Source organism: Nocardiopsis xinjiangensis YIM 90004 (assembly GCF_000341145.1).
Lineage (GTDB): Bacteria > Actinomycetota > Actinomycetes > Streptosporangiales > Streptosporangiaceae > Nocardiopsis > Nocardiopsis xinjiangensis.
On the sequence record NZ_ANBE01000011.1, the window covers coordinates 135,133 to 160,776 of the forward strand.

Sequence of the window (25,644 nt, forward strand, 5' to 3'; positions counted from 1 at the left end):
CACCGCTGGGCCGGCCGACCGGGCGCAGCGGGGGCGCGGGAGCGGGCGTCCGGTGGCAGGATCGCGGTTTCCGTCGGTGGTGCGAGGCTTCCAGCCTAAGCCTCAGGGCCGACAGTGGCGTCCGGTCCGTCCCGGGCCGGAGACCTCCACGGAGGGTGTCCCCGGCCCGGGGTGCAGGACCGCCCCGAGGTAGCGGGCGGGCTCGGCCCCGCCGACCTGGGTGTGGGTTCAGGCCTTCTTGCGCCGTCCACGCACGGGCGCGGGCGGCCGCCAGCCGGTCATCTCCGACTCGGTGATGCCGGTGGCCTCGCGCAGCTCGGCGAGGTCTTCCTTGAGGTGGTCGGCGGGGGTCTCCCCGTAGTCGTCGGTCTCGGTGTGCCATTGCTGCACCCACGGCAGGAGTTCGAGCATCCCGGCCAGGAACGGAACCATCTTGTCGCGGGTGCCGGCGTCCTTGCCCCAGCCGAGTTCGTCCAGGCGCTGGTGGGCGAGGGTGCCCAGGGCGTCGGCCTGTTGGGCGTGGTCCCAGCCCGCCCAGCCGAGTACGGGCGTGGGGTCGGTGTCGGTCTCGGCTCCCGGGTAGGAGACAAAACGCTCCTTGGGCACGTCGAGCTTGCCCCGGTTGGACCAGTATTCGTTCCTGCGGAAGTCGGCGGGCTTGTACTTGGGCGGGACTGGGATGTCCAGGCGGTGTTCCTTCTCGCCCTCGGCCAGGTCGGTGTTGAGCCGGTCCTCCTCGCGCTGGAGGTCCCACACGTGCTCCCAGTCGGCGCGCTTGCGCATGCCGGTGTCCTTGTAGCGCAGAGCGGCGAGGTAGGGCACGTGCTCGGTCTTGACGAGTTCCTCAACGACCTCGCCGAAATCCTTGGCGGGGTCGTAGAGCGCAGCAACCTCGGCGGCCTCTGGGAACAGGTCCCGGACCCGGTTGGCCAGCACCCGAACGGAGAGGGGACGGGCGCGCTCGTCACCGTAGTCGTCGGTGGTGAACCACAGACGCCGGTCCTCGCACTTGTCCAGGAGCCAGGACTTGAGCGCGGCCTGCTGTTTCTTCTCCCAGGGCTCGGACTGCCACCGGCGCTTGTAGTCGGGGCGTTCGAGGAGGTTAATGTTCTTGTCGGACTCGATGAGCTCGATGCGGTTGGCGACGACCCTCTTGTAGGCGTCCGGCCAGTGGGAGGGGATTTCGGTAATGGGGGTTGAGTTGTGCCGGTTGAACCACTCGGTGGAGGCTTCGCCGGCCTCAATCTTGCGGGCGAGCACGATCTCGAAGGCCCGCTCCCCCAGGTCGATGGCGGGGACGTCAGCGGTGTCGTCGATGGTCAGCTCGGCGAGCTGGGTATCGGTGATGAGGCCGTAGCGGTGGTAGACGTCCCAGTCGAGCTCTTCCTGGAGCGCGATCATCCGGCGGCGGGTTGCGGTGTGCTCGGAGTGGGCTTCCCGGAGGGTGTCAGCTGTGGGGGTGGTCGACTCGACCAGAGCGGAGGGTTCGAGAGAGGACAGCTTCTGCGCGAGGGAGTCGATTTCCTTCGAACGGGCCAGTAGCAGCTGAGAGGGAATCGGGAATTCCTTGAGCTTGGTACCGGTGAATTCGTAGAATTTCTCCCACTCTTCACTTGCAATGCCACCCCCGATTCCGCCACCACCTTTGTCATGACACACCTGCTTGAGCCAAAAGCACGCCGCCGAGGAGTTCAGCACTCCCAGCAACTCCAGATGCTCTTCTTCCGTCGACCCCTCCGGCAACTTGATCACCGGAGCCGAACGGTTGAAGACCTTACCCCCTCGGTCGAGCACAAAGTGGTTATGCGTCGCCACAAAAGCAAAAACAACTGACAAAGGAGAAGTATAAGCCGATGCAGTGTGCTGCATATAGTCCCACCATTGGAGTCCAGCATCTAGCATATCCCCCTTGAAGGTCCGCCGCGCAGCAAGAACGGATCGCAAAGGCCAGAGCTCTAGCTTAATCCGGGAGAGGCACTCATCGGAAACAGCGTAAGGATACCAAATCCTCTCCGAAGGCGACAAATCCCAGTCTCGAACTACTTCACCCACTGCCAGGCCTTTGAGCCCCCGGTCAGCACCAAGCGGCGCATAAGTCGAACGCGCGGGGCGCATGTAGGCCTCGTCAGCCCCCGCGCGAATCGCCCTTCCCACAGGCATTTCGATTCTCTTATGGAATGCCAGCGAACCTGACTCGATCTCCTGAACGGCGGCTGCCGCACCACCACCAGACAAGCTCCACGGGTGTACCTTGAAGGCTTTCCAGGGAAACTCCCTAACACTCACCCACTCAGAATCTGAACCCCCGGAATCCCTAATCTGGTCAACGATAGCCGACCACACCAGCCCTTCAGCAGGCACTGTCGGCTGCTCGGGCTCACCGCGAATTCCCAGTACAGCTCGGATCGACCCAGTGTGGGAAGACTTCATGTTGCGGCCGAAAAGAATCACTGTCGGCGTCCCGTGCCCTGGGATAAACGCCCCAGACGCATCGATCACGTGGGAGAGGCGAACCTCATTCCGGAAGAACTCTTCAATGAGCTTCTTCCCGAACTCGCGCTTCATGAAGGAGTTGGCGGTGATCTGCCCCACGAAACCCGCCCCGACCTTGTCTCCGCCAGCGCGCCGGGCCAGGTTGAAGAAGCGCTCCGCGAACGGAACCGACAGAGCGTAAGTTCCTTTACAGCTGCTGTAACGTTTCCGGTAGTTCTGGTTCTCTTGGTTGTCCCCCTTGGCCGTAATGTAAGGGGGGTTTCCTACTACGGCGTGGTAACTGGCTACACCCAGCAGGTCGAACTCGGCCTCGTATTCGAAGATGTCCTCAGAGGCGTACTGGTGCACGCGGCCTACCGCACCGAACAGGTCTTCCTGCCTCTGTGGGGCGCCCCGTCCATGGAGTAGCGAGTCCCCGGTAGCCACGACGATGGGCCACTCGGGGTTACTCGCGCTCAGAGTAGTTATTTCGCCTTCCTTCATCGCGGCGATGAGGAGACGGAAACGCGCGATGGCTACCGCGTACGGGTTCTTGTCCACACCGTGCACACTGCGCAGGCTGCGGTTGATCAGGTCCCAGTCGGATGCGCCTGGCTCAGCCTCGCGCCATTTGTCGAGAAGTCGGTGAAAAGCGCCCAGCAGAAAGTGCCCTGATCCGCAGGTCGGGTCGATCAGGCGGAACCCTTTGTTGTCCGTCTGGTAAATTCGGTTGCCATCGAGGCCGAACTCCTTGATCGCCGGTTCCAAGGTGTAGTCGAGGATGAACTCCTCAACGAACTCCGGAGTCTGGAGAAGCGCGTATTTTTTCCGAGTGCTCTCGGACAGGTCCTGGTACAGATCGCCAAGGAAACGGGTGTTCCAGTCCTGGTCGGTGAAGTCATGAACAAGGTGCCCGTCCTCTCCCACCGCGCGCCAGAAGTCGATGAGCTGCTTGGCGGCCTGGTGCGACGGGGTGATGGTCCACATCGGGTTGTGCTGCTTGTCGAAGAGCCCCGCCATGACGGAGGAGACGCTCATCTGCTCGAAGGCGTGCTCCAACCAGTCACGGTCGGTCCGCTCGGGCGCGTCCGGGTCCGTGCTCCGGCCCTGGAGAACCCATGCTTCCTTCAGCTCTTGGGCTACGCCGTACCGGTCGCCCTCATCCCTCGGTCCGGCGACGAAGGGCTGTTCAAGGAGTCCGTTGTCTTCACAGAAGCGCAGGAAGACCGTGGACAGCACCCACGCGACTGCGGCCTGGGTGATCTGGCCTTCCCGCCACTCCCCTTCGGAGATAGCGGTCCGCTTTTCCTCGTGAGCCTTCCGGTACTCCCGCTTGAGGTACTCGTTGAAGGTCTCGGGCTTCCCCTCGGGGTCGATCCCCTTGGTCGCGGTTGGATCTTGGCCACGTTCGCGGAGGTCGTTCTCCAACAACTGGACCTGCTTCTGCAAGTCCTTGAGTAGCGTTACCTGATCGACCACAGAGGCTCCAACCACAACGAGAGGGACGAGGGGATACCCCCTCATTCTGACGCCTGGCACCGGCTCCCGCATCCAGTACAGCGGCCCTCCCGTGGGTGCGTGCCCTACCCCGGGGGTTCTGTGGTGGCGGCCGTCCCCGCTGTGGGTACCGGCCGCCACCAGTAAGGGCGAGGTCCGGGGTCAGGCATGAACGGGGTCGGGGGCCAGGAGCCGGTTCAGGGGCGCCGTGTCGGGAACCTCGGCCAGGCCGGTGGAGGAAGCTACCCAGAACGAACCCGTGGACTCCCCGAACCACACGATCACGTTCGGGTGCCGTCGCTGTGCTGCGGCGGCCTCGGAGTGTTCACGGGCGTACTCGGCGAGCCGACCGCCCAAGCGGGGCAGCTCCTGGGCCCGGCGCCGACGGCAAGAGGTGTGCGTGCACATCGGGCAGAAGGGCCCCACAAGCGGACCACGCTGGGGCAGCGTCGGGAACGAACGGTGCAGCGGGTCGCTGGAGGGTCGGGGCCCGGGGATAGGATGCGTCATCGATCCTGCTTTCTCACTATGTCGCAGTGGTGGTTTTCAGGGTTTGGGGCCCGGGAGGCGTTGGCGCGCTCTCCTGGGCCCGTTTCACGTCCGGGGGCGTGAGGTACTGCTAGAGGTCGGTGCCGTGACCGGCGTCGTGGTCGGCGTTCCAGAGGCTGCCGCTCAGGTCATGGGCGAGGAAGAACCACACCTGGCGTCGGTCGGGGATGCCGTTGTCTCCCCACGAAGTGGCCAGGGCATCGATCAGTGCCAGCCCGCGCCCGGATTCGGCGGACAGGCCCAGAGCGTTCGGAGCGACCGCCAGGTGTGCGCGCTGCCCGAAGGGCACGGTCGTCCCGTCGCTGGATCCCTGGTCGCGGCAGGTCAAGCGGAGTCCGTCCCGGCCGCGCTCACACGTGAGGCTGTAGGTGCCGAAGGGCCGGCCCGAACGCGAGTGCTCCAGCGCGTTGTTGGCCAGCTCGCTGCCCAGCAGGGTGAACAGGTAGCGGTAATCGTCATCGCGCTCGGCCGCGCAGGTGCTCAGGAAGGCGCGCACCAGGGGCAGGTACCGGGTCAATCCGCCGAAGTCGTAGCGGCGGGTTCGGTAGTGGGCACGGTCGGAGCGCCCAGTGAAGTAGTGGCGGAAGCGGGGCGGGACGAGCTCACCGAGCGGGACGGTCACTTCGGGCAGGTCGGCCAGAGATGCGGTCGCGGATGCGGTTGCGGGCATGACGAACGAGCTCCTTCGCGCATGGGAGTTGAACTGGGGTCGGCGTGCCCGCAGGGGTTTGGCCTTCGCGTTTCCCGCTCAGCGGGAAGGGGCACGGCGTAGCCTGCTCGCCAGATACTCTGCGTGAGAACCTGATCACCGACTACACCCTCATAGTGCTTCGCGCATCCACGATTGTCAACACTAAAAAGTGGTATCCACCAAAACTCTCAGCTAGGCTTCCCCCATGCCAACGTCCTATAGCCCCAGCATTCGACGGCGCCGCCTATCGTCCGAGCTCCGACGGCTTCGGGCTGAAACAGGTTTCACTATCGCCGAAGCCGCCAAGCACGCTGACCTGGGCCGTTCGAACCTCGGCAAGATGGAACAGGCTGAGTCCAAGACCGTCCCAGCGGCAGCGCTCGACAAGCTGTTGAACCTCTACGAAGTGCATGACACCCAGACACGAGAGGCCCTGCATGCACTTGCCCAAGACGCCAAGCAGCGTGGCTGGTGGTCGAAGTACAAAGGGCTCTTCGATGACGACAGGGCTCTGCCAGACTTCGAAGCCGAAGCATCAACCATCCGGACCTTCGAAGCCCTGTGCATCCCGGGTCTTCTGCAAACTCCTGAATATTCCCACGCGCTCTTCGAAGGCGGACGCTACACGTCCCTGCCCGAGATCGAGCAGAGAGTCGCTTTCCGCATGGCTCGTAGAGAGGTCCTCAACCGGGTTCAACCCGCACGACTGCGCGCTGTCCTGGACGAGGCTGCGCTACGCCGAGTCATCGGCGGGCCAGAGGTCATGCAGACACAACTCATGCATCTACTGCACATGGCGGAGATGCCACACGTAGATGTACAGGTCATACCGTTTCGGGCAGGATCGCACGCAGGGCTAACCGCACCTTTCGCCATCCTGGACTTCCCAGATCCTAGGGACAGCTCCATCGTCTACGTTGGGACCATCGCTGGTTCCGTCTTCTTCGAGCAAGAAGATGAAGTTGAGCGGTATGACGTGACCTATGGGGATCTGCAAGGGTCTGCGCTGAGCACCAAACAGTCCGCTACTCTCATCCAGGAGATCGCGAACTCACTGAGAGAGTGACCATTGACTTACCTGACGTTCCGGAAGAGCAGCTACAGCGGCCACGATCAGAACTGCGTCGAGGTCGCCGACCTGCCCTGCGGCGCGGCTGTCCGGGACTCCAAGGACCCGGAAGCGGGCCACCTCCCCTTCTCCTCCTCCGAGTGGACAGCCTTCCTCACCCTCGCCCGCACCGCCCACCCGTAGCCCTGAAACGACCACCTCACCCGCGGCGCCCCGCCCGCACCACCCGGGCCGGGGCGCCGGGCCGGGGCGCCGGCCCTCCGTCCGTGAGAGGCAGCATCGTGACCGCCACCACTCAGGTACGCACCTATACCGTCCGGGAAGGCCTGCTCGACGAGTGGGTCCGGCGCTGGAAAGAGGAGATCGTCCCCCTGCGTCTGGAGTTCGGGTTCTCCCTCGGCGGCGCCTGGATCGACCGGGAGCGTCACCACTTCATCTGGGAGATCTCCTACGAAGGCCCCGAGACCTTCGCCGAGCGCAACCGCCAGTACTGGGACTCCCCCAAGCGTGAGGCGATGGTGCTGGACCCCAAGGACTACCTGGTCTCCACCGACGTCCGTGAGGTCACCCGGGTCTACTGACCCCGTTCCTCACTCCTCGCCGACCGCGAGCAGGTGCGCGGCACGCTCTTCCGGGGTCAGGACCCGGAATGTGCGCTGCCGCGCCTCGCGGGACAGCGCTTCCAAGGGCATGTCGGCGTCCCACACCCGCACGGTGCCGTCCACCGAACCCGAAGCAACCAGCCGTGATCCACCGTTCCAGGTGACGCTGAGGGCACGGTCACGGTGCACTCCCACCGTGACGGGTTCACTCTCATCCCACACGTTCCAGAGCCGCACCGTGCGGTCGTGGGAAGCGGTGACGATCCTGCTGCCGTCGGGGGACCAGGCCACCGCGGGTACCCGGCCGCTGTGCCCGGTGAGTACCCGTTCGCTCTGGCCCGTGGCCAGGTTCCATATCCGCACCGTCCAGTCGGCTGAAGAGGTGGCCAGGTGTGTCTCATCGGGAGCCCAGGTGACGGCGTCCACCCAGTTCTCGTGTCCTGTGAGCACCACACGCTCACGGCCGGTGGCCAACTCCCACACGCGTGCGGTGCGGTCGTCGGAGCAGGAGGCGATCATGCGCCCGCTGGGCGACCACGCCAAGCCCACGACCCAGTCCTGGTGTCCGCGCAGCACAGCCAGCAGAGATCCGTCACGGGCGTCCCACACGCGAATACTCCGGTCCTGGGCGCCGGTCGCGACACGGTCACCATCGGGTGACCAAGCCACCGATTCCACAATGGCGTCCTCGTGAGTCAGTTCGGCCACGGTCTCGCCCGTCTCCAGGTTCCACAGCAGGGCCCGCCGGTCGATACCGCCCGAGACCAGAACCTTGCCGTCCGGGGACAAAGCGGCATCGCGCACGGTCCCGGTGTGGCCTCGCAGGTGCACGGGGCGGTCGGAGTCTTGTTCCCATACGCGGACGGTCCCGTCCTCGCACCCGGCCGCGATCACGCCGTCCCGAGCGGCCACGGCGTTGACCGCCGCCCCCTGCGCTTCATGGACGACGTGCTCGACGGTCGTGGGTTCCATCTCCCACAGGCGCGCCGTGCCGTCCTCGGAACCCGTGGCCAGACGCGTGCCGTCGGGCGACCAGGCCACGCCCCAGACCGCGTCGGTGTGGCCGCGCAGAACGGTGCGTTCCTCGGCGTCGTCGGCGGTGAAGACACGGGCTGTTCGGTCGGCCGAAGCCGTGGCCAGTAGACGCCCGTCGGGTGACCATTCCACGTTCCACACGCGGTCGCGGTGCCCGCGCAGCAGAAGGAGCTGCTCTCCTGTGTCCGCGTTCCAGACCCGGACAGTGTGGTCACCCGAGGCCGTAGCGATCCGATCGCCCTCCGGGGCCCAGGAGACCCCCTCGACGAAGTCGCGGTGGCCCTCGAGTCTGACGGCCTGGCGGGCTTCGGCGAGGTCCCAGACGATGACGGTCCGGTCGTGGGAAGCGGTGGCCAAGCGCGTGCCGTCGGGCGACCAGCGGATGCCCAGGACGTTGTCGGTGTGCCCGGTCAGTTGTGTGCACAGTCGGCCGGTGTCGGCCTCCCAGACCCGGACGACACGGTCGCGTGAGGCCGCCGCGACGTGGCGCCCGTCAGGGCGCCAGGAGACGCCCCGCACCACGTCGGTGGCGTCGGTGAAGCGCAGTAGGCTCCGGCCGGTGTCGGCGTCCCACAACCGCACGGTGTTGTCCCGGGAGGCGGTCGCCACACGTCGGGAGTCCGGTGACCAGGAGACCATCTCCACCATGCCCATGTGGCCGTGCAATTCCCGGAGCAGCCCACCACGGGTGTCCCACAGGCGTGCGGTTCCATCTCGCGAGGCGGTGGCGATCCGCGTTCCGTCGGGTGACCAGGCCAGGTTGCGGACGGTGTCGGTGTGGCCGTTGAGAACGGCGGAGCAGTGGCTGTGGGCCAATGCGGACAACAGGGCGCCGCGGACGACCGGAACGGGTTCGCACTCCTCCAGGGCGGCCAGGGTGCGCAGGACGGCGAGCTCGGGATGCTCCTCGACACCGGCCAGAACGTACTCGGCGATCGACAGGGACACCCGGCGCAGGAACCGGTGGTCGCGGCGCCGGGATGCGTCGACGAAAGCGGTGAGCGCGGGGGTGTCCTGACCGTTCTCGCGCAGGGCCTCCAGCCAACGTTCGGCGGTGGTCAGGCGTGCGCCAGTGAGCAGGTAGTCGGGGTGGCGCCTCGAACTCTCCCAGTCGCCCGCCCAGCGCTCCAGTTCAGCTCGCTGGCGCAGGCGTTCGGTGTGCGCCTCCACCTGTTGGCGCAACGGGGCCCACTGACGGAAGAGCGCCTCGTGGGCGACCTGGGCGACGGGGCCGCCCTCGTGGAGGTCGCTGACCAGCAGGCGGGCGTCGATGAAGGCGTCCACGACGTGGCGGTCGCGCGCGTCGAGTTCGGCCAGGCGTACTCGGCGCCGTGTGGCGTCGCCGTTGGTGACGGTGACGAAGCGCAGCAGAACCCGCAGGATGCGGTCGAGGTCGGACTCGGCGCGCAGTTCGGCGGTGACCTGGTCGGCGTGGCGTGTCAGTGCCCCCTCCACGCCGCCGAGAGCTTGGTAGTCGGCTTCAGTGGCGATCCCGCGAGCGCCGGCTCGGATGTGGAGTTCCTGGAGAAGGTAAGCGAGTAGGGGCAAGGCGTCGCCGCTGCCGGTGTCGGCAGCGATGCGCTCGACCAAACCGTCCTCGAAACGGAAACCCGCCGTTTCGGCAGGACGTTCGATGATCTCGACGAGGTCTTGGTGGCTCAGGGCGCCCAGAGCCAGGGGGTTGGTGAACAGTTCGGCGGCCCGACCGTTGAGGAGGTCGCCGAGGAACTCCACGCGCAGTGTGGATACCACCCGCAGATGGCGATCTCCGTGCAGAGCGTCGCGCAGGGCGTTCAGGAAGAGGGTTCGGTCGTGTTCGCCGCCGAGCGTGACCAGTTCCTCCAGTTGGTCGACGACCAGCACGGTACGGCGGGCCCCTCCTGCCGCGCGCAGCGCTTCCTTCAGAAGGGTCAGGAGCTCAGCACTGTCGCGTCGGATACGACGGGCGTAGGCATCGGCCTGCGCTCGATCGTTGGCCGAAGCCAGGACCTTGGCCAGTGCCCCGACCGGGTCGGCGCCGGGCACCATGACGGGCAGCACGTTCCACCGCTGGCCCCTCAGCCGGGGAAGGATCCCGGCCTGGACGAGAGAGGACTTTCCACTGCCGGAGGCACCGATGACGGTCAGGAAGCGTTCGTGCGGGTCGGTGCCGGCACCGTTGAGGCGGCGCATGGCCTCGGTGGTCTGGGCAGTCCGACCGAAGAAGACGGCGGCTTCGTCCTCGTGGAAGGCGGCCAGACCGGGGTAGGGCGTGCGCCCCGGCTCCCAGACGAACTCGGGAGAGGTCGGATTCTCCAAGCGGTAGGCCACGAAGTGACCGACGAGCATGATCAGGAGGATGATGACCAGGCCGGGAACAGCGGTCTGTTCCAACAGCCGGAGCGGAAGAGAAGTCTGGCGCCCGTCGGTGGCGAAGTTGGTGACCACTCCCAGTAGCCCGGCAGCCAACACGAGGAGCAGCTGCAGCATCAGGGCGAGTCGTTGGCGTCGCCGCACATCGTCTCCGAGGGGTCGCGTATTCCCGAGTCCGTGAGGCGTCCGCGCCCCCGGTGAGCCTACGGTGACGGGTTGTCAGGGTAAAGCCGATGTCCCCTTCCGGCCATCCGGAAAGCCCTGCGGTTCGGGCCTGCGTGTTTACGCACCTCCGTCAGAACGCCGCCTCCGAGGCCCATTGAGGGTTCTCCAAGTGAGTCGGGTGAATCGCCCGACCCGGATAGCTCAGCTACCGCCACCCCGTCGAAGCTCCTCACCTCAGAGGCAGCGCAGCACCCTTCTTCCCCACTGGTAACGCTCGTCCCGAGCGGATGCCCAGCCCGTCGGCATCACCACGACGCTCGCTGTCTCGACAGCTCGCTTCGGGCATCCTGTGCCCTCTGCCAGGCCTCGGGCGGCGGCTGAACAGTGACCCCCACGCCCGTCAGCATGCTCAGGTCCAGCTCCCACACCACCCTCGATCGATGTTCCCACAACGCGAACGCGTTATCGACATGCCGCTGAGCCGCCGCCGGGGACGCTCCCGTGACCGCGATCAGGTGAGCCATCGCCTGACCCGTCATCCCGCGTACCTGGGCGAGGCCGAAGTGCGTGACCGTGTGGCAGGGCGTGCAAACGCAGATCAACCTGCGCAGGGTCTGGATCCTGGTCCGCTCGTCGAAGGTCCACCTCTCGTGCACCTCCAACCAGCGCTTGACCTCCCGCTCGGCGCCGGCTCCGCAGATCTCGCACACCTGACCGGCGCGGTTCACGACCATGCGGCGCAATCGTTCCCAGTCCTGCTGGGACACGCACGAACGCACGTTGGTGAACCAGCACGTGGTGGGGACCAGGTCGACGAACAGCCCCGAGCCGAGCGAGCGCTCCTCCCCCGGCAGCAGGTCGGGGAGGTCGGGCCGGGCCGCCCAACGCTCCAACCCCACGAGGCCGGGCTTGGGCGCGTACCAGCGGCGTGCCTGGGGATCCCACCGTGCCCCCTCCGCCTTCGCCAGGTCCTTCTCCGCGTAGGGAACATCCAGCCAGATCCGTTCGGCAGGCACCATACTCCTCAGGTAGGGGTGTAATCGCGCAGTCACTCCAGCGAGGGCAGCGCACGGAAATCGGCCCTACCGAGTGGCCGAAACCGGCCTTCGCACACGGGCTTGCCATACTTGGCACCTGAGAGACCGCCACACGCCCCCCTCCCATGCCGACCTTGTGTCCATCCCACAGCCGCGCACTCCTTCGACACCGCCCTGGTCTGCTCATGCCGGGTTCGGTCACCTCAGGCCACCAACTCCACCAGGTAACCCAACGACTCCATGTATGCCTGGGTGGTCTGCAGTGCACTCGCTGGGGGCAGGTCCATCGGATCCCAGCTGGATTCCACCAGCGAGGCGATCGCTGGTTCGAGTTCGGGGTCGTGAAGGTCCCTCTCCCGCGGAGCCCAGTCGAACCCCACCCGTGCGGTTCCGTGTTCGGTGCTGCCTGGAAGCAAGTACTCCTCGTAAGGCATCCGGCGCAATAGCCGATCGTCAGAGCTTGCCCACAACAGGTTCAGGCAGGAAGAGGGATAGAGCTGAGGCAGTTCACAGGCCACGGCGATGTCCTGGGATTCCCAGGCGACCAGGATCTCGTCGGCGCCCCCGGCGGCGGGGAGAAAGGACAGTTCCGCGATACCGCTGAGGGCGTCCTCGCCGCGGTGTACCGGCCGCAGTCGAGCGAACCCCAGCAGCTTCCCCTCGCGGAACGGGAACACGGTGGGTGGAATGACCCCACCGGCATCAGCTCCCTGGACTTCGTGGGTCTCCTTGACGAAGGCGGTCATCCTGTCCCAAAGCTGCGGTTCCATGCAGGCGGCGCTCTCTTTCCGTTCGGTGTTGAAAACGGTCCGTGACGGAAACAACCTACAGATCCCCGACGGACAACGCCCACGCCGTCCCTGTTCCCTGTGTGCACAGACGGCCTGCCTCCTACGCCTTGCTGGTCCTTGTCGGAGACGGCAGAGGCCCTGGGTGCCAGGACAAAGCATTGTCCCCGTGGTGACCGGAACCGGCCAACGGTTCGAATGCTCTATCTCCGACACCGTGTGCCTGATAACTCTTCATCATGGTGCTCGATCACAGACTCGTGCAGACGGCCGTTCTGGGAAACCGCGAGTCAGCCGATCCCGTGTATCTGCCCATGGACCGTCAAGAGGCAGAGAAGTTTCGAAGGCGACACCTTCGGTCCACCTTCTGGTGCGGTTCCCTCCTGGGAGGCTGCGGCGGACCACTCAGCCAGAAGATCTACCGGGACCGGGTCAGCCACTTCGCACACCATGCCGCCGGCAACGAGTGCACTCGAAAACACGGTGGGCTCGAGAGCGCCGACCACCTGTACGCGAGCAAGCAGACCAACCGCTGGTTGAGCAGCCTGGGCAGCCCCGCACGGGAACCACAGTTCACCGGCGACTTCGCATCCGGCGGCACCTGTCGGAGAGTCATCCTGCCCTCCACGGACGAGCACCCGGCTATCCTCTTCGAGTTCTCTACCCGCTGCACCGAAGAGCTCGACGATCTCTACACCTGTATGCGGGACCAGTCCCCGTCCTGGCTGGTACAGGAGAACATGCAGTTCACCCGACGTCTCCTGCACGAGAACAACGTCGCCCTCCGTTTTCGGATGCGCACCAAGGGCCTGGAACGTCTCCTGGAGGTCGGCACGGTCAGCCTCGGCGGGTCGACCCGATGGGAGCCGATCGACAAGTGCACTCTCACTCCCGAGGGCATCATGACCCCGCGCATGGAGGAACTGCTCCAGGCACGGCAACAACAGGCGTCCACAACGGAAGTCCCCAGTGAAAGCTCCTCCTCGCGAGAGCCGGAACCCGAACCACACCCGCTGGTCACCAGCTTGGAAGTCTCTCTGAAACGGGGCGAATGGGCAAATATACGGCGCTTTTCCCAACAGCTCCGCGACGCACTCCGGAGCTCCAAAGACCCAGGCATCGAAAATTTTCGTGGCAAAGCGGAGAAGTTGCTCGGATGGGCTGCACGCAAGCTCGAACACGGCAAGAGGCGGGCCGCCGGCAAGCGTGATCCCCTCCACCGGTCTCCCACTGCAAGGAGGACCACCACCGCGCTGGGCTCGACCAGGCGGTTCCCTTCAGATCGCAGCGAGGCACGGAATCGGACCTCGGCCCAGAGCAAAGCCGAGGCCAGAAGGGAAGCAGAGGCCCGAAGGGAATCCGAGACCAGAAAGAGCACGCCGCTCCAGTCACTGCAAAAAACTCCTCTGGTCACTCTCGTCACCGATGCAGAGAAGGCCTACGACACAGGTGATCAGAGCGGGCTACGCCGGATCAGAGAGGAACTCCGTCAGCGCAGGGGCTCATTGGTCCTGGCAGACCAGCTCTTCATCGACTTGGCTCTGGAAACGCTCCCCTCTCCCGAACCTGATCAGGACGAGCAGCAAGGCGATCGGCCTCAGAACCAAGCGGCGTCCCCACAACGAGCCGGCTCGTCTCCGCCGTCGGAAGACAGCACGCTGCGAACCGCCATCAGTGAACGCCGAGAGGAACTTCGCCGCGCCCCGACCAAGAGCAAACCCGGCCCTCCGAGGGCAACCGAGCCTTCCCTGGATGAGCTCGCCGACCGGATCAACTCCCGCCGGACACGGTGAAACCCCCACGCCTCCTGCGTTCCTCTGACACGCTGGGGTCCCCGTAACCGTCGGCGACGAGGCCCCCATGATCAAACGCATCACCTACGTCAAGGACTTCCGCTGCTACCAGGGTTGGAAGCAGCACCCCCAGGCCGTCGACTTCCAGAGACTGAATGTCATCTACGCGCCGAACGGCACAGGGAAAAGCACTCTGGCCACTCTGCTCAGCGGGGTTCCGGACGATGCCGAGTGGTCACACGGGGCGAAGTTCCTCATCCAGCCCGGCGCCGAGGAGACCCAGGAGAAGGTCGACGGTCCGGGGCACTGGCTCTGGGGCGAGGTGTGCGTCTTCGGAGCCGAATACGTTCGGCGGAACCTGAGGTTCGACTCGTTGGACGCCGAGACCGGCGCACCGGCGCTGATGTACTTCGGCGAGCCGAGCATCGAACAGAAGAAGCAGCGTGAGCAGGCCCTGGAACGCATCCCGGACCTGACGAAACAGATCCAGGACCTCGAGAATCAGTACAACAAGGCCGAGAACGGCCGTGTGAAGACCCTCCGTAAGGTGGGTGCGAGCGCGGTGAACGAACTCTCCTCCTTCAACCCCCGGTTCAAGAGGGGCTTCAACGCGCGCCACGTCGAAGCGGCACTGCATCAGCCACCCACTCCGTTGGATGAACTGACGCGGTTCGAAGAACAGGACCGGGCCTTGCTCCACGGCCGAGCGTGGAAACCGGTATCGGAGCCCACAGGCACCGGACTGACCACCCGAGACCTTCGGACACGGATCAACGATGTGCGTCAACGCACCGCGATGTCGAACGTGATCGAGGAATTGGCTGCCACCCCCTCCCGGTCCGACTGGGTACGAACGGGCCTGGCTCTGCACGACAGGGAGGACACCTGTCTGTTCTGTGATTCCGCCCTCTCGCGCTCACGCATCAGCAGGTTGGAGGAGCACTTCGACGAGGGGTACACCCGCCTCGAATCGGAGATCACCCAACTCCACGAACGCATCGGCGAACTGCATAGCCAGACTGAACAGCTCGGCAACGCACTGCCCCGGGAGGCTCAGTTCTTCGAAGACCTCCACGACTCCTACGAGAGCGCGGCCCGACAGGCACAGCACAACATCAACGAGTTCCTCTCCCACCTGGGCCGACTCACCAAGAGCCTGGACGAGAAGAGGGGGGCGATGTTCCGCTCGCTCGCCCCCTTGGACGAGGACGCCGTACACACCCTCGACATCAGTGCCTTCGCGAGCCTCATCAATGAGCACAACAAAAGGGTCGACAACCAGGACGCCGATCGTGCTCAGGCCGCCGAGCGCCGCTTCCAGCGCATGCTGTACGACATCAGGGAGACCTGGCAGGGGTTCAGCGATGAGAAGGGCTCGCTCGACAAGCAGATCAAGACCTTCGAGATCGAACTCGCCGGATGTCAGGACGTCTTGAAGGAGACCCCTGAACAGGGGATGAACCCCGAACACTTCCTTCCCACACTCAACGACGACATCGCGCACATGCTCCGGCGCAGGGAACTGAGTTTCGACCACGTCGACGGCCGCTACCAGGTCCTGCGCGACGGGGAGCCAGCGCAGCACCTGAGTGAGGGTGAGAAGACGGTGATCGCGCTGCTCTACTTCCTCCAGAGCCTGCACGAGCAGGGGCGCGACCTGGAGCGCACCATCGTCGTGATCGACGACCCGGTCTCCAGCCTGGACGACCACCTGATGAAGGCGGTCTACTCCACACTGAGCTCACGTCTGGAACCGGGTATCCATTGCCGCCAGCTCTTCGTGTTCACGCACAGCACGACTTTCCTCCGTTATTGGCAGGACTCTTTGACCCGGGGGAAGAATCGGGAGAGGTGGCCGGAGAACCGCACCCTGCACATCATGAAGTCAAGGCTCGAACAAGACCCGAACAACGAGAGCCGCACCGTACGGCGCCCCGTGCTGGACCCGGTCGACCTGACCGGTTCGGAGTTGAACTCCCTCGGCACCGAGTACGCCCTGGTCTTCTACCGTGCGGCGCAAGACCTGCTGGCCTCGCTCGGATCGACGTCGGTCGAGGACGATGTCCAGCTGGCCACTTCCACCCCCAACGACGCGCGCAAGATCCTCGAGCACTTCTTTCAGTTCAAGCTCCCCAAACAGGGGACCGATGTGACGGGGGCGTTGAATGAGGCGCTGAAGGGCAACACCGGGTCCGTGTCCGTCCGCCGGGAGCGGCTGAAGGCGTACGTACACAACAACTCGCACCGCAGCCCCAAGGGAGACGACTGGCAGCTGATCGACCCGGAGACCAGGGACGCGCTCACCGACGTGTTCTCCCTGATCCAGCAGATGGACCCCGACCATTTCAACGGGATGTGCACCAGGCTGGGCCTCACCGACCAAGTTTCACTGCTGACCGGACAGTGAGTACCCATTCGGTGGCGTGCGGCGCTTCCCCTCCTGCAGGCGGAGGGGAAGCGCCGCACACTCACCCCACCAGCGTGGCCTCCGGGGCGGTGAAGCCCCTGGGCAGCAGTACCTGCTCGGCGTCGGCGATGATGCCCGCGGGGCGGCCGTCCAAGGTCGCGGCGGTCTGCGGACCGCGCATGGGGCACAGCAACCACAGTCCGTACGGGGCGCGATCGGCCTCCCTCGCCTCCTGGATCAGGCGGCCCAGCAGGGCGCGGCCCGGCTCGTAGCGGGCCAGTGGGGTCGCCCCGTAGAGCACCACCACACCGCTGCCGGTAGGTGTGTCCGTGCCGGCGGCGCGCACCCGCTCGCCCAGACGCTGGAACACCTCCGCGAGAAAGGTCTCGAATTGGCGGGGCCTGGGCTGGCTGTTATCGGCCTGGGCCAGGATCTCCCAGGTCAGACCTTGTGCTTTGGACACGATGACCTCGTCGACGACTCGGACGAACTCCGTGGACACGTCGAAGGGCACTGTGCCCGGCATCCGTGTGAGCATCTGAGCGGAGCGTTCGGTGTCGGGTAGCCACGTCTTGAGTGCCCGGTACCCGCCCCGCCGTACCGCCTGTTCCAGGCGCTGCCAGGTCTGGGAGGAAGCGGCGTCCGCTTGCCCGGGCCCGTTCTGGTGTCCGGTGTGGGTGGAGGGCTGGTAGGTGGTGAGTTCCGGCTCCAGGTACCAGCACACGGTCTCGCCCACCCGTTCCTCGCGGAGTTTGGGGTGGCGTTCCTTCAGTAGGTCGTACAGCTGCTTGCGGCTCGGCTGCGGCAGAGCGGGGAAGCGCGACCGGACCCGGTCGCGGATCTGCTCCGGGGTGATCCCGGGCCTGCCCAGGTAACCGATGGCCTGGGTGATGCGCAGGGCCCGCTCCAGGTCCAGGTCGATGGGGTAGAGCTCCAGGCGCGGGGTTGCTTCGGCCCTCTGGGACGCGGCCGCGGCGATCTGGACCAGAGCGGTGTCGGAGAAGGGCTCCATGCCTTCGGGGGTCTCCACGGCACGCAGGGCCTTACGGACCGCGCTCGGACCGGGCAGGGCGTCGGAGCCGTCGAGCTCGACCAGGGCGTCGGCGCGCGCGCCGAGCAGTTCGGCGTAGTCGAAGAGGTCGCCTTCGACCGGAACGAGGGGGTCGTTGTCGATGACCTGGGAAACGATCACCCTTCGGGGGTAGCGGCGCACCGCGAAGAGCTGTTCGGCCCGCCGCCCCTCGTACTCGACGACCGCGCGCACCGCGGCCAGGGCGTAGACCGAGCGTTCCTCGGTCTCCCGGGTGGAGCCGCGGGTAGCGAGGAGTTCGGAGGCGATCTGGCGGACCTCGCGCACCCGGCTGTTGCGCGCGAGGATGTCGACCACGTCAGCGCGCACCGATCCGAGCAGGGAGGCGTTCTTGCTCCAGTAGGTGTACGCCTCCCTCAGTGCCTCCTCCACCCGTTCCAGAGGCAGATCCAGGCGTCGGGCCACCTTGCGGTGGGTGGGCCACCAGTCCAGAAGCCCCTTGCGGTCCTCGGGCAGACCGAGCAGCTCGCGCACGACCCGGACCCACCAGCGGTTGGCCTCGGTCGTGCTGGGCAGGAACTGGCGAACCACCTGGTCGACGAGGGCGTTGCGTTTGGTCTCCTCATCGGCGCCGCTGGGCAGTTTGGCCTTGGCGGGGGCCGCGTACTCGGCCACGTCCAGATGTTTGCGCCAGTAGGAGGTGGCGCTGTGCAGCTCGTTGCGGATACTGCGGGTGCTGCCCCGCATGTGCGTGATGTCCCGGACCGGTGTGCGCAACAGCTGGCCCACCGTCTCGCAGCGCAGGATCCGTTGGGCGGTGTCCACCGCCAGCGGGGTGAGCCCGGACAAGTGCAGGGGGGTCTCCACCGTGGCGCTCTCCTGGTTGCGCCGACGGGTTTCCTCGCTCTCCGCAGGGCTCTCCGCCACGGGTTTGCTGTGGAAGGATGCTTCCCACGAGCTGCGCATGTCCGCGAGGGTGGCGAAACGCTCTTCGGTACGCCGGTGCAAGGCCCGGTGGAAGAAATCCACCATGGTCTCACGGCTCTGTTTGGGGAAGGCCTCCTCGGCCAGGCGGGGCACGACCACGTCCTCGGCGAGGAAGTCCGTGCCGACGCCGTCCTCGTCCCAGACCGGGAGCTCACCCGTGATCATCTCGTGCAGGGTGACGGCCAGCGCGTAGCGTTCGGCGAGCTCGTCGTAGGGCCGCTCGCCTCCGAGGAAGGGATCCAAGTAACCGCTGGTGCCCGCCGAGGTGTGGCTGAGCGGGGCCTTGGACAGGGAGAAGTCGAAGAGCACCAGGCTCCGAGCTTGTTTGGGGACCTCCCGCACACCCAGGTTGGCGGGTTTGAGGTCCCGGTGCAGGATCTGCTTCTCCTGCAGGTGTTCCAAGGCCTCGAACAGGTGCCGGCCGAAGGTGTTGAGTTCGCCGCTGGTGAGTGCGCCCTCTTCCCCCAGGAAGTCGGCGAGGGTCTTCTGCCCGGCCCGCTCCAGGACCAGGACCGTGCGGCCGCCGACCTCCTCGATGCCGGCTGCGCCGTCCTTGTCCGTAGCGGCCATGGACACGATGCGCGGATGTGCGCCCACCCTGCGCAGGGTCTCGGACTCGGTGTGCAGCGCCGCGCCCGCGGAATCGGTGTCCAAGGCGACCTTGTAGACGATCTCGCGGCCGGTGCGGGCACTGCGCATCAACAGCGCCCGGGAAGTGGCGCCCTTACCGAGAACCTTGCCGACCTCCCACCCGGGAGTGATCTCGTCGCCGGTGCGGGCCCGGAGCGGATCGGTGGTGACCTCGGGCAGCGTCAGCCGTTCCTCGACCTCGTCGAGCATGCGCAGGAACGCCCGCACGGTCGCCAAGCGTTCATGGGGGGAACGCTGGGTGGACTCGCGTACCAGCGTGTCCAGCTGAGGCACGATGTCGTCGCTGACCGCAGCCGGGGTGAGACAGTCGTGCTCCTGGATGAGCCGGCCCAACTCGGGGCGGTCGCGGGCCGGCGGGCGTCCGGTGAAGACCAGATAGGTCAGGGCACCCAGACCGAACAGGTCCTGGGGCGCGGCCCGGCCGGTGTAGTCGGGAAACTCCGGGGCCAAGTAGGCGCCCGCGGCCGCCTCCACGTGGGCGTCCAGAGCACGCCCGCCCAACGCCGCCTCCAGGTGAGCGGTGGCTCCGCTGCTGGAGGCGGCCTGGGACGTACGGTTGCCGCGCAGACGCAGGCTCTCCCTGGAGGCCACCTGCCAGTCGGCGATGTACAGGCGCGGGTAGAACCCGTCCATCTCCACCCACACACTGCTGGCAGCCAGGGCACGGTGGTAGAGCCGATTGCGGTGGGCGTGATTGACCGCCTCGGCCAGTTGGCGGACCATCACCATCCGGGTGTCGACGTCCAGGCCCTCGCCGTGTTCGGCCATGAAGTGGTCCAGGCGCTGCCAGGACTCGTGGTGGCGGAAGGCGATGGCCGGCCCGAGGTCGGCGCCGCCTTCGTCGATGAGCCCGAAGTACTCGGCCTTGACGATGCCCTCGTGGGAGATGCCCTCCAGGGAGAGGTACTCGCGTTTGGCGGCGCGCTCCACCGAGCGGCGCTCGTCCTCCGGGGGGTTCTCGCCGTAGTGGTACAGGCGCACCCGGCTGGTTCCGCCCAACCGCTGGTGTTTGGCCTCGTAGTCGGTCCAGGTGGGGCCGCTGTCCATGGAACGCTTGCTCAGGGTGTACTCACCCAGTTGCAGCGCCCGGTCCATGGGCCTGATCCCGATGGTCTCCATGAGACGGGCCGCGTGTGTGAGGAACCCAGGGTCGACCCGGCTGTGCGGGGCTCCGAGCAGCTTGTCCCACACCCCCGGCAAGCGGGTCTGCTGTTCCAAACCGTCCCGGCCGTAGACGTTGGCGCTCTGGACCTCGTCGAACCTGCACCGCAAGTCGGGGTCGGACAGGAAGACAGCGGCTTCGATGAAGGGCACCCGCACGTTGCGCAAACCGAGGTGCCCGACGGCCCACCGCAAGCGGTTCTTGAGTTCCTTGGCTTTGAGGTCGGTCAGGTGCAGCGGGTTGCTGGTGGTTCTGCGTTTCCCATACCGATCGGTGAAGGTCCACTCGCTGCCCTTGTTGGCGGCCGTCCCGGGGTGGCTCTTGATCTCCACCAGATAGACGCCGGTAGGGGTGACCATGAGCAGGTCGCACTCGCGGATGCGCCCGCTGCGCGCGGTGAAGGTGAAGCCCGCCCAGGCACGATAGTTGCCGCGATCGGGGAACTGTTCGCGGATGTGTTCCAGGGCGGCCTGTTCCCAGGGGAATTCCGAGGGCTTTCCCCACCACCTGTTCGACATCCGAGGGCTCCCTGTCCGGTTCTGTAACGCGCGAGTGCCCGCCCAGCATAGGGGGAAGCGACGACGGACGACCGCGCTGTGGGGCCAGGAGGGGTCTCGATTCGGCCCCGGACGGGGGTCGTTCTCGCCTGCTCTGGATGACTGGCCGTCCCGTTCCCCAAGCCGCCTCGGTGAAAGTACGCCCGGACTGTGGTCTGGGGAGACGCTCCCCAATGGGGCCGCCCCGATGACCACGGACGCGGGAAGCAGTATGACGTGTCCCGATGCTCTCCCCCACCATCGACATCAGGATGCATCCCGGCTTCCCGAGGCCCGCCCACGTGAACCGGACGATGCACACGTCCGAGTGCAGCTTTTGCAGGGAGTTCTGTCGTTCCCGGTCCTTGGCCAGCGCACACGGGGTGCTGTGCAGCTCGGGCCCGTCCGCCTCCCCGGTGAGACGGCCGGTCAGAAGGCCCGGGGGCCTGCTCCCGCGAGAGCGCCGAGGGTGATCTGCGTCATGGATATGCGCGCTGAGGCTCAGCTGTGACCGACCCGCCACGCATCGTTCCTGGTCAAGGCAAGACCCGGCATAGGACGCGGAAATCGGCCGGATGGGTGGTGTTTCCCCCGGATGGGCGGTGTTGCGGGCGTATCGGTATAACTCACGGGTAGCACCTTTTTTGTTCTCCCCCCGCGCGCCCCCACACGCGTGGCACGACCCCTCTGCGGAGCCCTCAACCGTGAGTGACCATCCCGGCGGCCCCACCCGACTGCCCGAACCCAAGCCCTTCGGTGAGCAACCAGAATCACTGACCAACAGCGATGAGGTGATCAGCCCGGTCGGGATCGCCGAGGTCGCCCCCAAAGGCGACCCGGAGAGCATCGAGGCCCTGGCCGGGGACCTGCGCACCCACGGGGCCACGGTCAGCGAGGCCGGCTATGACATCAAGTCTTCCTGGGGCGGGCTCACCAACGCCTACAAGGCCCCCGACCACGAGGACGCCCTGTACGCGGCCATGGACACCGTGGCCGCAGATGGCGATGACGTCGAAACGGGCACTGAGCGGGCCGCCTCGGCTTTGGAGACCTTCGCCGGTGAGATGGCCAGCATCCAGCGCCGCTTCTCCACCCTGTACGACGACGCCGTCGATTTCCGCGACCGTATCGACGACGACGAGGACTGGCGCGACGGCGGGCTCTTGGGCGGCGAGAGCGAGGAAGTGGAGGAGAACAAAACGCTCATCCGGCGCGGTATCGCGTTGCTGACCGAGTACGCCGAGGCCGAGGTGGCCTGCGCCAACGCCATCACCAACGGCGTGCCGAACAGTACCGAGTTCTCCTCCAGGCCCCAGGGCGCCGATGAGGGCGCCCTGGAGGAGGACGTCTTCTACCACGGCTACGACGGTACGGCCGAGGAACTGATGGCCGAGTGGGGTGTGGTCGGGGCCGATACCGACCACAACTGGGCGGTGGATTCCCTGGCGGCCGGGTGGGACCACACGGTCGGTTTCGTGGAGGACGTGGGCGGGGCCGTTGGCCTGCACAGCTCCGAGGGCTGGTTCAGCACTTCCTGGTCGGATGCCTTCACTGAGTACCACGGCGACAACCTCAAGGAGCTGGCCGGCCTGGTGGGTCTCTACGACCGCGACAGCGACAGTTTCGGGTGGGCCGGCTGGGACTCGGTGGGTGAGAGTTGGAAGGAGCTGGCGCACTCGGTGGTGCCCTGGACCGAGTGGGAGGACCGGCCGGGCTATGTGATCACCACCGCCGTGCTCAACACCGTGGGTGTGGTGGGTGGTGCGGCGCTGACCGCGACGGGCGTGGGCGCGGTGGTGGGTGTGCCGCTGATGGCTTGGCGCGGGGCTTCCATGCTCAACGGTATGGGCTCCGGTCCCGCTGCCGGCGGGATGGACGGCGGCGGTGGCGCCGATGTGGATGCGGGCTCCGGTTCACCTGCGGGCGGTATCCCCGCCGGGGGCGGCGGCGGGTCGGTGCCGACGACGGTGGATCCTGCGGGGTTCCAGGCGCCGGAGGCCTTCTCCCCGGGTGATCTGCCGGACTCGTTCAGCTTCCCGGGCGAGGGCGGCCCCGGCGGGGGCGAACATGGTGGTTCAGGCACGGGTGCGGGTGGCAGCGAGGGCGGTGTGCCCCGCGCTCCGATCTCCCCGGCGAGTGAGGCTCCGGAGGGCCAGCGTTCCGGACGCGGCGGATCCTCGGCTGGGTCGGGGCGCACGGACCAGCAGACGCCGGAACGGCGGCCCGTGCCGTCCCCGGTCGCCGACGTGGAGCCCCCGGCCGAGAACACGGGCGGGGCGGACCGTTCCGGTCAGGACACCGGTCCCGGCCCGGTAGAGGAAACGTCGGGGCGTGAGACGCAGGGTTCGGACGGGCGCGACACCGGCTCGGAACAGCCCGCCTCGGGCAACCGGTGGGGCGTCAACGAGGACACGAACACCGGCTCCGAGAACACGCGCTCCGACGAGAGCTCTGAGAGTTCCGAGACCGCTCGGGACGTCGACACAGCGGACGCCTACGGCGACCGCTGGGGCCACACCGAACAGGCCGGGCGCGAAGACACCAGTTCCGAGTCCTCGACGCAGTCGCCGGCACAGTCGCCTTCGCAGACGCCCGAGCCCACCCGCGCCGACGTGGCCGAGGCCGACCGTCCCGACGGCGACAACAACCGTTCCGACCGGATGGATGAGGACCAGCAGGGCCGCAACGACCGTAACGACCGGAGCCAGGAGGACTCCGACGCGCTGCTGCGTGAGAGCGCGGACGGCCAACGCGTCCGCTCCGATGGTGGCCCCTCCACCCACCCGGACGCCTCCGAGGTCATCCGCGCCGGTGACCCGAGGCTGCCTGAGCAGGTGCGCGAGGACCATCCGGCCGCCCACTTGAAGGAGGGCCAGGACCTCCTTCAGGAGCTCGAAGCGGCCTTCCAGCGCGACTCCGCACGGGACGTGGGCAGCCAGAGCGATGGGTTCAAGCAGTTCCTGGACCGGGAGAACGCGCCCTACGAGCAGTTCGTCGAGGACAACCGGGACACGCTCGAGTCGATGCGCTCCAGGGCCGAGCAGGATCCGGGGTGGAAGGCCCAATCCCTGGCCGAGACCCCGGCCCCGCGCAGCGGATGGGAACACGCCCAGCGCCAGGACGGCGACCACGGGGACTACGGCGAGGGCAGTGGCGCGAACAGTGGGCGCAGCTCCGACCCGCGCTTCGACGGGCCCGACCGGAGCCCGGAGCCGGCCACTGTAGGGGCGATGCTGAAAGCGGCTGCGACGGCCGCGTTCAGATTGGACAGCAGCGGGCGCGGCGTCGAGGGAGCGCGCGCCGAACGCGGGCCCTCGGGTGAGGGTTCGCGCCGCGACCAGCGCGACGGCGGCCGGGACCGGCCGCAGAGCCACGATCGCTGGTCCACCGACCGAGGGAGCGGGCGTTCCCCGGACTTGCACGATCGCGGCCCCCAGACCCGTAACGAGGACGGCCCCGCAGGCCGCAACCCGGACACGCCGGACTCCGGCCGCAGCGGTGACGGCGATAGGAGCGACACGTCGGGGCACCGCGACGGCCCCACCGACCGCACCTCCGGGGAAGGCTCGCGAGGCGGTGGCGGCAAACCACCCGTCACACCCACGGGCGGCCCCGAGGGACCCGACTCCGGCAACGGCAAGAGCGACTCCAGCGACAGCAGCAGCGACCAGGGCTCCACTGATGGAGCAGGACCCGAACGGGACACAAGCCGTAGGGGCACTCCTGAAGAACGAAGAGCCGTGGCTGAAAAGTACATCCGCGGGAAGACCTGGAAGAGCGGAGAGGAATTCATTAAAGATTTCCTTGACTTGCTTAATAAGCACAAGGGGCTTCTTGATAATTACTACAGCCTTCGCGGGGACGGAAGTCGGCACCGATGGAGCATCTACGACACTATTGGGAAATGGGTAATCCCTCAAATTGAATGGGATAATAAGGCTGGAAGATTGGCGTCCAAGACAGACCTCCCTCCAGCCCCAAAGCCCCATTATCTCCTGGGAGGCAAGAAGGTAAAACTTGAGCGCAATGAAGATCTGGTCGAGCAACACAAGCTGGATGATTTTGCGCGAGAGAGAAAGTTCTGGATCGAGGAGGTTTCGAGACTTGGCAAGAATTTGAAACTGGCTAAGGATTCCCCTGACGGAAAGCATGAGGGGAAAAGTGTCGCTGACCTAGATGCGGAAATTTCTGTTGCCCAATGGGAGATGAGCCGGGCAGGTGAACGGAACGGAGAGAAGGCGGCAGAAGCCTACATCGGCCAATTTTTCGACGGAAAAACCAATTATGGTGGCTTGCACCAAAATGGAGTCAGTGGGCTGGTTCCTGAAATCGAAAGTGGCAATGCCATGGACTTGGTTGACACCGCTCCCAAGAATGGGAATGACCAGTTTGATCAGATTTATTTCACGAGCGATGGTGGAATCCTAATCATTGAGGCCAAGGCTGACACTGGCACCCCTCTGGGGGAAAGGAGGGTTGCCTCAGAAGGGGGGAAGGTAAAGGCCTCTCAGGGATCGCGCGAGTACTTGATGGATATCCTTGAAAGCATGGAGGCCCGAGGGGAAGATGACCTGAGAGGAACCGATTATTACGAAGGAAATTCAGAAAATGAGGTAGAGCGATGGAATGAAGAAGATCTTGCGCAAAAAATAAGAACTGCCCTCAAAGAGGGCAAACTCTACTACGCAGAAGTGAAGGGAGCGAATGAATCTGGAAAAAATTCAGGCGCTAAAATTGGCCTTTTCGATGTTTCGAAAAATAGTTATAACCCCTAAGGATTTCAATGTCTAAATTCTTTGTGCGTCGGCACGATGCTTCACG

General features: G+C 66.0%; 13 protein-coding genes. 6 read left to right on the top strand and 7 right to left on the bottom strand.

Annotated elements, in window-relative coordinates; all coding sequences use genetic code 11:
* Positions 1-228 precede the first annotated feature (228 nt).
* The 3 genes from pglX to D473_RS0107870 all read right to left on the bottom strand — a co-directional run bounded on the left by pglX (position 229) and on the right by D473_RS0107870 (position 5,188).
* Entirely contained in the window at positions 229-3,951 is a 3,723-nt protein-coding gene (gene pglX / locus D473_RS0107860) for a BREX-2 system adenine-specific DNA-methyltransferase PglX (protein ID WP_241474728.1), read from the bottom strand.
* Positions 3,952-4,131: 180 nt separating this feature from the next.
* Positions 4,132-4,377 (bottom strand): hypothetical protein, encoded by a 246-nt coding sequence (locus D473_RS0107865; protein WP_241474729.1) that lies wholly within the window; start codon positions 4,375-4,377, stop codon positions 4,132-4,134.
* A 211-nt stretch (positions 4,378-4,588) separates the two neighbouring features.
* Complete coding sequence (locus D473_RS0107870) at positions 4,589-5,188, bottom strand: ATP-binding protein (protein WP_017608533.1); 600 nt, start codon at positions 5,186-5,188, stop codon at positions 4,589-4,591.
* Between the two features lie 226 nt (positions 5,189-5,414).
* Between D473_RS0107870 and D473_RS0107875 the strand changes: the two genes are divergently transcribed.
* The 3 genes from D473_RS0107875 (at position 5,415) to D473_RS0107885 (ending at position 6,859) form a co-directional block, all read left to right on the top strand.
* The gene (locus tag D473_RS0107875; protein WP_083917927.1) at positions 5,415-6,275 is read left to right on the top strand and encodes a helix-turn-helix domain-containing protein; all 861 of its coding nucleotides are present in this window, start codon (positions 5,415-5,417) and stop codon (positions 6,273-6,275) included.
* 3 nt (positions 6,276-6,278) lie between these two features.
* Positions 6,279-6,461, top strand: coding sequence for a DUF397 domain-containing protein (locus D473_RS0107880; protein ID WP_017608535.1), 183 nt, complete (start codon positions 6,279-6,281; stop codon positions 6,459-6,461).
* Positions 6,462-6,559: 98 nt separating this feature from the next.
* The gene (locus tag D473_RS0107885; protein WP_017608536.1) at positions 6,560-6,859 is read left to right on the top strand and encodes an NIPSNAP family protein; all 300 of its coding nucleotides are present in this window, start codon (positions 6,560-6,562) and stop codon (positions 6,857-6,859) included.
* Between the two features lie 9 nt (positions 6,860-6,868).
* Here D473_RS0107885 and D473_RS0107890 read toward each other — a convergent pair whose 3' ends face one another.
* The 3 genes from D473_RS0107890 to D473_RS24380 all read right to left on the bottom strand — a co-directional run bounded on the left by D473_RS0107890 (position 6,869) and on the right by D473_RS24380 (position 12,239).
* The gene (locus tag D473_RS0107890; protein ID WP_017608537.1) at positions 6,869-10,384 is read right to left on the bottom strand and encodes an nSTAND1 domain-containing NTPase; all 3,516 of its coding nucleotides are present in this window, start codon (positions 10,382-10,384) and stop codon (positions 6,869-6,871) included.
* A gap of 353 nt (positions 10,385-10,737) precedes the next feature.
* On the bottom strand, positions 10,738-11,448 hold the full coding sequence (locus D473_RS0107895; RefSeq protein ID WP_051043003.1) for a DUF5710 domain-containing protein: 711 nt from the start codon (positions 11,446-11,448) through the stop codon (positions 10,738-10,740).
* 224 nt (positions 11,449-11,672) lie between these two features.
* On the bottom strand, positions 11,673-12,239 hold the full coding sequence (locus D473_RS24380; RefSeq protein WP_017608539.1) for a hypothetical protein: 567 nt from the start codon (positions 12,237-12,239) through the stop codon (positions 11,673-11,675).
* Positions 12,240-12,496: 257 nt separating this feature from the next.
* Between D473_RS24380 and D473_RS27110 the strand changes: the two genes are divergently transcribed.
* Positions 12,497-14,050: a hypothetical protein gene (locus D473_RS27110; protein ID WP_152436789.1), complete on the top strand. Its 1,554-nt coding sequence runs from the start codon at positions 12,497-12,499 to the stop codon at positions 14,048-14,050.
* A gap of 67 nt (positions 14,051-14,117) precedes the next feature.
* Positions 14,118-16,457: an AAA family ATPase gene (locus D473_RS0107910; protein WP_017608541.1), complete on the top strand. Its 2,340-nt coding sequence runs from the start codon at positions 14,118-14,120 to the stop codon at positions 16,455-16,457.
* 61 nt (positions 16,458-16,518) lie between these two features.
* Here the strand turns inward: D473_RS0107910 and pglW are convergent, their stop codons facing one another.
* Entirely contained in the window at positions 16,519-20,805 is a 4,287-nt protein-coding gene (gene pglW, locus D473_RS0107915) for a BREX system serine/threonine kinase PglW (protein ID WP_017608542.1), read from the bottom strand.
* 722 nt (positions 20,806-21,527) lie between these two features.
* Between pglW and D473_RS26010 the strand changes: the two genes are divergently transcribed.
* A complete protein-coding gene (locus tag D473_RS26010) occupies positions 21,528-25,598 on the top strand; it encodes a hypothetical protein (protein ID WP_152436790.1) in 4,071 nt (1,356 codons plus the stop codon).
* Positions 25,599-25,644: the final 46 nt, after the last annotated feature.